At 41.9% G+C, this 10,046-nt stretch carries 6 protein-coding genes; 4 read left to right on the forward strand and 2 right to left on the reverse strand.

What is annotated here, in order from left to right; translation table 11 throughout:
- Positions 1-1,332: M20/M25/M40 family metallo-hydrolase (locus JWQ85_RS12975; protein WP_299468594.1), on the forward strand; the 1,332-nt coding region annotated here is incomplete at its 5' end.
- Positions 1,333-1,394: 62 nt separating this feature from the next.
- Here JWQ85_RS12975 and JWQ85_RS12980 read toward each other — a convergent pair.
- Both JWQ85_RS12980 and dxs read right to left on the reverse strand, forming a co-directional pair.
- On the reverse strand, positions 1,395-2,462 hold the full coding sequence (locus JWQ85_RS12980) for a type I restriction endonuclease (protein ID WP_299468596.1): 1,068 nt from the start codon (positions 2,460-2,462) through the stop codon (positions 1,395-1,397).
- 142 nt (positions 2,463-2,604) lie between these two features.
- On the reverse strand, positions 2,605-4,536 hold the full coding sequence (dxs, locus tag JWQ85_RS12985; protein WP_299468598.1) for a 1-deoxy-D-xylulose-5-phosphate synthase: 1,932 nt from the start codon (positions 4,534-4,536) through the stop codon (positions 2,605-2,607).
- 135 nt (positions 4,537-4,671) lie between these two features.
- Here dxs and JWQ85_RS12990 point away from each other — a divergent pair, with 135 nt between their 5' ends.
- The 3 genes from JWQ85_RS12990 to JWQ85_RS13000 all read left to right on the forward strand — a co-directional run bounded on the left by JWQ85_RS12990 (position 4,672) and on the right by JWQ85_RS13000 (position 10,046).
- Positions 4,672-5,421 (forward strand): segregation/condensation protein A, encoded by a 750-nt coding sequence (locus tag JWQ85_RS12990; protein ID WP_299468600.1) that lies wholly within the window; start codon positions 4,672-4,674, stop codon positions 5,419-5,421.
- A gap of 206 nt (positions 5,422-5,627) precedes the next feature.
- Entirely contained in the window at positions 5,628-6,908 is a 1,281-nt protein-coding gene (glyA, locus tag JWQ85_RS12995; RefSeq protein ID WP_299468602.1) for a serine hydroxymethyltransferase, read from the forward strand.
- Between the two features lie 9 nt (positions 6,909-6,917).
- Positions 6,918-10,046 (forward strand): PAS domain-containing protein, encoded by a 3,129-nt coding sequence (locus JWQ85_RS13000; RefSeq protein WP_299468604.1) that lies wholly within the window; start codon positions 6,918-6,920, stop codon positions 10,044-10,046.

The following is a 10,046-nucleotide window of genomic DNA, read 5'->3' on the forward strand; positions in this document are numbered from 1 at the left end:
TCAAACTCTAAATTAGAGCCATGGGGCAAATTTGGTAAAGGCTGGGAAGTTCAAAAAAACTATGCCGCTGTTACAGTACCTTACTATCACGCTATAATTGCTATCCCTAAAGCCTGGACACCGGGTACTAACGGCGCTATTAAAAGCGAAGTTATTTTGGTGAAAGCTGATAGCGTAGCCGAGCTTGATAAATACAAAGGCAAACTGGCTGGTAAAATTGTAATATTTGATACTCAAAATACTTTAAAACGTATAACCAAGCCCGACCTGGAGCGTTATACCGATGAGCAATTAGCTGAAATGGCTACTGCAAAACCGGCGGCAGCTGGCCAGCGCAGGGCATTTGACGCTAATTCGCCGCAGTTTGCTGCCATGCGTAAAGCAAGGGCAATGCGTACTGCCATGAGCCAATTTATGGTTGACGAAAAAGTTGGCCTGATAATTAGCCAGGGCCGCGGTACAGATGGTACAACCTTTACTACCAATGGTGCATCATATGCGGATACAGCCAAAGCGGTTGCGCCCGAATTGGAAACAAGCGGAGAAGACTACCTGCGCATTTTACGTTTAGTAAAAGCTGGCCAAAAAGTTGAAATGGAGGCTGATATTAAAACTCAATTTATTACTGATGACCTGCAAGGTTACAATGTTGTAGCTGAAATACCGGGTACCGATAAAAAATTAAAAGAGCAGGTAATTATGATAGGTGGCCACCTTGATTCATGGCATGGTGCAACCGGCGCAACTGATAATGCAGCTGGTAGCGCGGTAATGATGGAGGCTATGCGCATCTTAAAAACCATTGGCTTTAAACCAAAACGTACCATCCGTATTGCTTTATGGAGCAGCGAGGAGCAGGGCTTATTTGGTTCACGTGGTTACGTGGCCGCCCACTTTGGCGATCCTAAAACCATGCAGTTAAAACCCGAGCAAAAAACATTAGATGCTTACTACAACCTTGATAACGGTACCGGTAAAATACGCGGTATCTATTTACAGGGCGATACAGCTGCCGGCCCAATATTTCAGGCCTGGTTAGCGCCATTCAAAGATCTGGGCGCTACAACAGTTACTGCAAGTAATACCGGTGGTACAGATCACCAGTCGTTTGATGCAGTAGGCCTTCCGGGCTTCCAGTTCATTCAGGATGCAATGGATTATGGGACCCGTACCCACCACAGTAACCAGGATACTTATGATCGCCTGAGCGAAGACGATTTGAAACAAGCGGCTACCATCGTAGCATCGTTTGTTTATAACACATCAGAACGTAAGGACATGATCCCACGTAAAGCATTGCCAACCCCTCCGCCAGCTACACCAGCGAGATAAGGCACAAAGACCAACAAAAAAGCCGCTTGAATTATCAAGCGGCTTTTTTGTTGGTAAAATTATTATTTAGAATACAAATCAAGCGATTCGAATAATTGCTTTTTTAATTTGTACAATTCATCTAACTCAACTATATCTGTTTTGATAAATACCTTATTGGCATCAATAATAGCAATTGATTTTTTCTTGTCTGTAAAATAAAATCGACATAAGGGTTTCCTGTTATTGTCATCCAATAGGATTGCACAATATGATTGAGCATCTCGCATGTCAATGCGTTTTGCATCGGTTTTTTCGGAAAGAATCGATTTGACTATTAAATATGCTACAGTTTCTTCTTCCGTTGTTTCAATATTATCTACAACCTCACCATTACCGGATATTTCTGTACTCGAAGTTAATGACTCTTCTTTTTTAGTTTCCATCTCTAATGCAGATTTAAACCTCTCGTTCAAAATATCACTTATATAGATTGAACATGCTTTTTTAGTGATTATTTTAAATTGTTCAAGTACTTTTTGAGTTACTGTACCTGGATAAACTTTTTTAGTGAAGTACTTTACAAATTCATCCGAAGGATCTGAGAATTCTTGATTTAAATCTTGTTTGATTTGATTTAAATATTTTAATTCACTTGCAGTATTGGTGATATTCCCAACATCAAAATATGATTTGTGGAATTTACGAAGCTCAACAATTTCGTTATCCTTTATGTCGGTGATTTTAAATTCAAAAAATGGCTTGTCATCCATTTTATTAGGGCTAACAAGGTCAGTGTAGAATCTGAAATTAATGCCGTTTGTTAACAATCCAAATTTTGCATCAGTAGTATGAAAATATCTAAATAGTTGTGAGTTATGAGGGTTTAGATCTTGTGTATAATGTTTGCACTCAATAAGTAATATTGGTTTCCCATCATTCATTATTGCATAATCTACTTTCTCCCCCTTCTTTATACCGAGGTCTGCTACGAATTCTGGATTGACCTCAAAAGGGTTGAATACATCATAACCTAACAATTGTATGAAAGGCATTATAAGTGCATTTTTAGTTGCTTCTTCTGTTTGAATTTGAGTACATAGCTTTTCTACTCGGGATGCAAATTGTAGAATTTGATCTTTAAAGTCCATAATGATTAGGTTTAGGTTGCTTGTGGTTGATAACCTGAAAGATAAGGAATATTTTAATAAGAAACTTATAGTTCGCAAATACTCAAAACAAAAAGCCCTCTATCCAAAATGGAAGAGGGCTAAATATTATAATAAGAGTCAATTACGACGCTATGATATGTGTGTTGTCTCTTTTAATAGCAAATTTTTTAACTTGTGCTGCAATGCCGGTAGCATCGTAACCACATTCGGCCCAAAGCTCGGGTTGTTCGCCGTGTTCTATAACCTTGTCTGCAATGCCTAAGCGGCTTACCTGTGCTTTGTAATTGTTATCGGCCATAAACTCTAATACAGCACTGCCCATACCGCCTTCAAGGCAACCATCCTCAACCGTAATAACATGGTTGAATTTTTGGAATACCTCGTGCAATAATGCCGCATCCAATGGCTTCACAAAACGCAGATCGTAATGTGCCGGATAAAAACCTTCGGCATTTAAGTTGGCAGTAGCTTTTACAGCTTCGTTACCAATAGCGCCTATGCTTAATATGGCTACCTCCTCACCATCGCAAACTATGCGGCCTTTGCCAACCGGGATAGCTTTCATAGGGCGTTGCCAGTCGACCATAACACCGTTACCGCGTGGGTAACGTATTACAAACGGGCCCATATTGTCTTGTTGTGCGGTGTACATCAGGTTACGCAGTTCTTCCTCGTTCATTGGGGCCGATACCGTCATATTGGGGATACAGCGCATGTAAGCAAGGTCGTAAGCGCCGTGGTGTGTTGGCCCGTCGGCACCGGCAATACCGGCACGGTCAAGGCAAAAAACAACGTTTAGCTTTTGTAAAGCCACGTCATGTATCACCTGGTCATACGCCCTTTGCATAAAGCTGGAGTATATGTTACAGAAAGGAATTAGCCCCTGTGTAGCCAAACCTGCCGAAAACGTTACGGCATGCTGCTCGGCAATACCCACATCAAACGCGCGGGTAGGCATAGCCTTCATCATCAGGTTTAGTGAACAACCCGATGGCATGGCAGGGGTGATACCCATTATTTTAGGGTTAGCCTCGGCCAGTTCAATTATAGTATGGCCAAACACATCCTGGTATTTAGGAGGTTGTGGCTTATCGTGTTTTGTCTTTTTTATTTCGCCGGTTATCTTATCAAACAAGCCGGGAGCATGCCACTTGGTCTGGTCTTTTTCGGCCAGTGCATATCCCTTGCCTTTTACGGTAACGCAATGCAATAATTTAGGGCCGGGAATATCGCGCAGGTCGCGCAATAGTTTAACCAGGTGTTTTACATCATGGCCGTCAACCGGGCCAAAATACCTGAATTTTAGCGCCTCAAAAAAGTTGCTGCGTTTAAGCAGGGTGCCTTTTATGCTTTTTTCTATCTTCTTAGCTATCTTAAAAGCATCCGGCCCCATTGATGATATTTTGGCCAGTACGGTAGCAATATCATCACGGAAACGGTTATATGGTTTTGATGTGGTTATATCAGTCAGATACTCTTTAAGCGCCCCAACGTTAGGGTCAATCGACATGTTATTGTCGTTCAGTATTACCAGCAGGTTAGAGTTTTCGATACCGGCGTGGTTCAACGCTTCAAAAGCAAGGCCGGCTGTCATGGCGCCATCACCAATAACGGCTACATGCTGCCTGTCGGTTTCGCCTTTGTATTGCGATGCAACAGCCATACCCAATGCTGCCGATATAGAGGTAGAAGAGTGGCCAACACCAAAAGTGTCATATACACTTTCGCTGCGTTTTGGGAAACCGCTTAAGCCTTTATAAACACGGTTGGTATGAAAATCTTCGCGGCGGCCGGTTAATATTTTATGGCCGTAAGCCTGGTGCCCTACGTCCCAAACCAGTTGGTCGTAAGGGGTGTTTAATACATATTGAAGGGCAACAGTAAGCTCTACCGTGCCAAGGCTGGCCGCAAAATGGCCACCGTTTACCGATACTACATCAATAATATATTGGCGCAGCTCGTTGCAAACCTGTTCAAGTTCAACTTCCTTAAATTGCTTTAAATCAGAAGGATAGTTAATGCGTTTTAAAAAATTACCGGCGGGTACCTGCATGTATGATCTTCACTCTATTTTAACTTACAAAGTAAGCTATTTAATTACTAATAATTGTAATATATTAAAGTCATTTATTGTTTTGAATTTTAAAATTTATAAAATTTTGATTGTAAATAGCTGTATTTTTGGCACATGACCGAAGATGGGTTCTCCATAAAGTTATCGCAGTTTGAAGGCCCCTTTGATCTTTTGCTGTTTTTTATCGAGCGCGATGAGCTCGATATTCACGATATACCCATTGCTAAGATCACCGACGACTTTCTGCACTATATACATCAAATGACGGTGCTGAACATGGAGCTGGCCAGCGAGTTTATTTTTGTTGCCGCCACCCTGATGCGGATCAAGGCTAAAATGTTGCTGCCGCGATACAATGCCGATGACGAAGAAAACGAATTGGATACCAAAGAAGGGCTGATCAGGAAGCTTATAGAGTACAAAAAGTTTAAAGTATTATGCGACGAGATAAGGCCTTATGAAGATGAGCGCTTTAAACAGGAGAAACGGGGTAATATTAAAATAGACCTGGAACAGGTGGAAAAAGTAACTGTGCCCGGCGAGGAATTATCCGAACTAAACCTTTACAAACTGATGGTAGTGTATAACCGGATGATGCGCCAATACATGACCCGTACCGAAGATGTGCACCATACCGTTGAGCAGTATCCTTATACCATCGAGAAGCAAAAGGAAGCTATTAACAACCTGCTGCGCATTAATAAAAAGATGGATTTTAAGAACATTGCAGGCAATAGCGAGAACAAGGTGCATTTTGTATATAATTTTTTAGCCGTGCTGGAGATGCTTCAGCAGGAAATGATAGATATAACCATTGGATTAGGATTTAATAATTTTTGGATTGCGCCGAAGGGAGAGATCTGAGAATTGAAAAGCCCGCGTTAGGGATAGGAGTGGATACCGGCCCGTGGCTAATGCCTGTGCAGTATGAACGGATAGCCCGGCCGCAGGCAACGCCCATAAATTAATTATGCATACATAATAACTAAGCATAACCTATTAAATAAGTAGAGTTTTTAATCTTATTTATTATATCTAATATCTAAATTAGCGCCGTTTTACACACAACAATGAAAAGAGACAAATTAATATTCAAGCTGTTAGACGAAGAGCAGCAACGCCAGGAGGAAGGAATTGAGCTTATTGCATCAGAAAACTTTGTAAGCAAGCAGGTAATGGAAGCAGCGGGTTCTGTTGCAACCAACAAATATGCCGAAGGCTTACCGGGTAAGCGCTATTATGGTGGCTGCCAGGTTGTTGATGAAATTGAAACCATTGCTATTGAGCGTGCCAAACAACTGTTTAATGCAGAATGGGCTAACGTGCAACCGCACTCTGGCGCGCAGGCTAACGCGGCTGTAATGCTTGCTGTGTTAAACCCCGGCGATAAAATATTAGGCTTTGATCTATCTCATGGCGGTCACTTAACGCATGGTTCACCGGTTAATTTTTCTGGTAAATTATACGAGCCGCACTTTTATGGTGTTGTAAAAGAAACCGGCCTTATTGACTACAAACAACTTGAAAAGGTTGCTTTAGAACAAAAACCAAAACTGATCATCTGCGGTGCTTCGGCCTACTCGCGCGATTGGGATTACGAATTTATCCGTAAAGTGGCCGATAAAGTAGGCGCGCTTGTACTGGCAGATATTTCGCATCCTGCGGGCTTAATAGCACGCGGTTTACTGACAGATCCGCTTCCGCATTGCCATATTGTTACCACTACTACACACAAAACACTGCGCGGCCCGCGTGGCGGCCTTATACTGCTGGGTAAAGATTTTGCGAACCCATGGGGCTTAAAAACACCAAAAGGCGAAGTGAAAATGATGTCGGCTCTGTTAGATATGGCTGTTTTCCCAGGTACACAGGGTGGCCCGTTAGAGCATATTATTGCTGCTAAAGCAATTGCTTTTGGCGAAGCACTATCTGACAGTTACATGAAATATATTACCCAGGTAAAACTGAACGGTGCGGCTATGGCCAAAGCGTTTACCGATAGGGGATATGATATCATTTCGGGCGGTACCGATAATCATTTGATCCTTATTGATCTGCGCAATAAAAACATTACAGGTAAAGCAGCCGAAAATGCGCTTGTTAATGCAGATATCACCGCGAACAAAAACATGGTGCCTTATGATGATAAATCACCTTTTGTAACTTCGGGCATACGTGTTGGCACCGCTGCCATCACCACACGTGGTTTAAAAGAGAAGCATATGGAAACTATTGTGGAACTGATAGATGCAGTTTTAATTGACCCTGAAAATGAAACTTCTATTAAGAAAATTCGTAAAAGGGTACACAAGTTGATGGAAGATTTTCCATTATACAAGGATAAAGACTAATAATAATAAATGGGGATAAAGCCGGGGGACTCTTTTGACATTGAAAACAGGCGCTTAAAAGCACTGAATTCATACGACGTATTGGATACGTTGCCAGAAAAAGAGTACGATGCTATAACCCGCCTGGCATCATATATATGCCAGGCACCCATTGCCCTTATTACTTTAATTGATAACGATAAGCAGTGGTTTAAGTCAAAAGTAGGGCTTGATATACATGAAACACCCCGAAACGATGCGTTTTGTAATTACACTATACAAAGCGATGAGATATTTGAGGTGCCCGATGCCTTACTAAACGAAAATTTAAAAAGCAATCCTTTTGTTGATACTACCGACGGTATACGTTTTTATGCCGGCGCACCTTTAATTGACCCCGACGGTTACCGCCTTGGGGCACTTTGCGTAATTGACCTTATACCACGTAACCTTACCAACGAACAGCGCGACGCCCTGCGCACACTGGCCGACGAAGTAATGTCGCACCTTACGCTGCGCAAGCAAAAAAAAGAACTCGAAAAAAGCCTGGAAGCACATAAAGAGTTTTCCAACTTGTTCAATAGCTCATCTGAGATACATTTTATTGCCGGTGCCGATTCTAATATCGAAACCATAAATGATGCGGTTTTAAGCATTTTAGGATATACGCCCGCGCAAGCCATAGGCAAATCCTTATGGGATTTTGTTGCCGGTAAAAATAGGGAGATGTACGTCCCTTTGATTGAGCAAGCCCTAAAATCGCAAAAGCCATTTGAGCTGGAGACCAAAACCTTAACCAGTGATGGCGAGCTAAAACCCATGAGCTGGACTGCCGTTAATAAAGCCGGCAAATGGTATGCAAGCGGAAGGGATACTACCTATCAGCAAAAGCTTATTGACGAAACCCGGCAACTATCTATAGTTGCAAGTAAAATACGAAATGGTGTTGTTATTAGTAATGCTGATGACCAGGTTGTATGGATAAATGATGCCTTTGAAAATATCACAGGGTACAAGCTGCAGGATGTTGCAGGGAAGTTTTTAGGTGAAATTTTAAATGGCAAGCCTAAAGATGCCGAAACAGAAAAGAAATTGATCGAGGCCCGGAAAAACAATCAACCGTACGAGGTTGAATTATCTTTGGTAAGCAAAGATGGCCGGCCTTTATGGATCTTGGTGACCAATACCATTATCTACGCTGCCGATGGGAGTTTAGAAAAATACATCCGCATCATAACAAATATTACAGCCCGCAAACGCGCCGAAAGCGATGTGGAAATACTATCATTTGCCGCGCGTAAATCACCAAGTGGTATCATGATACGCGATATGAAGGGCGCGATCATTTGGATGAACGAGGCTATGGAGCATATTATTGGCTACTCGCTGGAGGAATTGAAAGGGCAAAAGGTGGGTGATAAATTGGTAGGTGAAGGTACCGACATGGAGATTTATAGGGAAGCGGTACAGGCCGTTAAAGAGAATAAGTCTTACGAGATCGAAATAAAAATATACAAAAAAGATGGCTCTACCGCCTGGGTATTCATTTCAAACAGCCCGCTATTTAATGAGGTAGGGGGTATTGAACGCCAGATAGGTGTGATGGTAGATATTACCGAACGCAAAAAAACGGAAGAAGAGTTAACAATGTTATCTCTGGTGGCCAGCAAAACCACCAGCGGCGTTGTGATAAATGATAGCGAAGGCAAAGTAGAATGGGTAAATACCGCTTTTGAACATATAACCGGTTATAGCTTAAACGATGTTAAAAACAAACACCTGGGCGATTCACTGAAAGGTGAACTAACAGATGTTTCTATTATACAAAAAGCACGCGAGCTTTCTGAGCAAAAACAGTCCTTTGAAGTGGATCTGCTTATTTATCGTAAGGATGGGCAACCCTTGTGGATCTCGGTGATCAACTCGGTAATAATGGGCGATAATGGCAGGGTTGATAAATACATAGAGACCATTATAGATATCACCGCTAAAAAGAAAGCCGAACTGGAACTGATATCTGCAAAAGAAGAAGCGCTGCAGCTTAGCCGCGCTAAAGATATGTTTATAGGGGTAATGAGCCACGAGATCCGTACACCGCTGAACGCGGTTATTGGCATGTCGCACCTGTTGCTGAATGATAACCCGCTTGAATCGCAAAAGGAGAATCTGAGTATACTTAAGTTCTCTGCCGAGAATTTAATGACATTGATAAATGATGTGCTCGATTTTACAAAGATAGAGACCGGTAATGTAGAGCTGGAAATAGCACGGCTTGATATCCGTGATATGATACAGAGCATTATTGGCTCTATGAAATATAAAGCGAACGAGAAAGACATCTATCTTACCAAAAGCATTGATGAGGCTATCCCCAATATTGTTATGGGAGATAGGGCGAGGCTGGTGCAAATTTTATTGAATTTGGTAAGTAATTCTGTTAAATTTACCAGCCAGGGCGGTGTAAATATAGATCTGAAGGTAATTGAACAAACCAAAGATACCGTACGCATACGTTTTGGCGTATCAGATACCGGAATTGGTATTGCAGAGAACAAATTAAACACCATATTTGAGTCTTTTAAGCAAGCCGAGGCCGATACAACCCGGCATTACGGTGGAACAGGCCTGGGTTTGGCAATTAGCAAACGCTTAATTCAACTGCACGACTCCCGTATAAATGTGGATAGTGTATTGGGGCAGGGCTCAACGTTTTGGTTTACAATTACTTTTAACAAATTAATTGACCATACAGTTAATAATAACAACAAAGTGGAAACAGGATTAAATATTAATGTACTTGTAGTTGATGATAACCAGATAAACAGGTTGCTTATTAATAAAGTACTTAAAAAGTGGGGCGCTACTGCAGATTTTGCCGAAAACGGCCAGGAAGCCATTGATAAATTAGAATTGCACAAAAACTTTGATGTTGTATTAATGGATATCCATATGCCATTAATGGGCGGGTTAGAAGCCACCGGGGTTATCCGTTCCAAATCAGAGCCCTATTTCCAAAAGTTACCTATCATCGCGTTAACCGCATCTATGCTGAGCAACCAAATGGGGCAGATAGAAAACGCCGGCATGAACGATTACATACTGAAACCCTTTGACCCAACCACCCTGTTCGAAAAACTAAGCAGGTATCAGAAGCAGTAG

It is taken from the genome of Mucilaginibacter sp., assembly GCF_028288105.1.
GTDB lineage: Bacteria > Bacteroidota > Bacteroidia > Sphingobacteriales > Sphingobacteriaceae > Mucilaginibacter.

Coding starts and splice junctions, on each gene's coding strand:
- JWQ85_RS13000 (WP_299468604.1), top strand. CDS start 6,918: ATGGGGATAAAGCCGGGGGACTCTTTTGACATTGAAAACAGGCGCTTA.
- glyA (WP_299468602.1), top strand. CDS start 5,628: ATGAAAAGAGACAAATTAATATTCAAGCTGTTAGACGAAGAGCAGCAA.
- dxs (WP_299468598.1), bottom strand. CDS start 4,536: ATGCAGGTACCCGCCGGTAATTTTTTAAAACGCATTAACTATCCTTCT.
- JWQ85_RS12980 (WP_299468596.1), bottom strand. CDS start 2,462: ATGGACTTTAAAGATCAAATTCTACAATTTGCATCCCGAGTAGAAAAG.
- JWQ85_RS12990 (WP_299468600.1), top strand. CDS start 4,672: ATGACCGAAGATGGGTTCTCCATAAAGTTATCGCAGTTTGAAGGCCCC.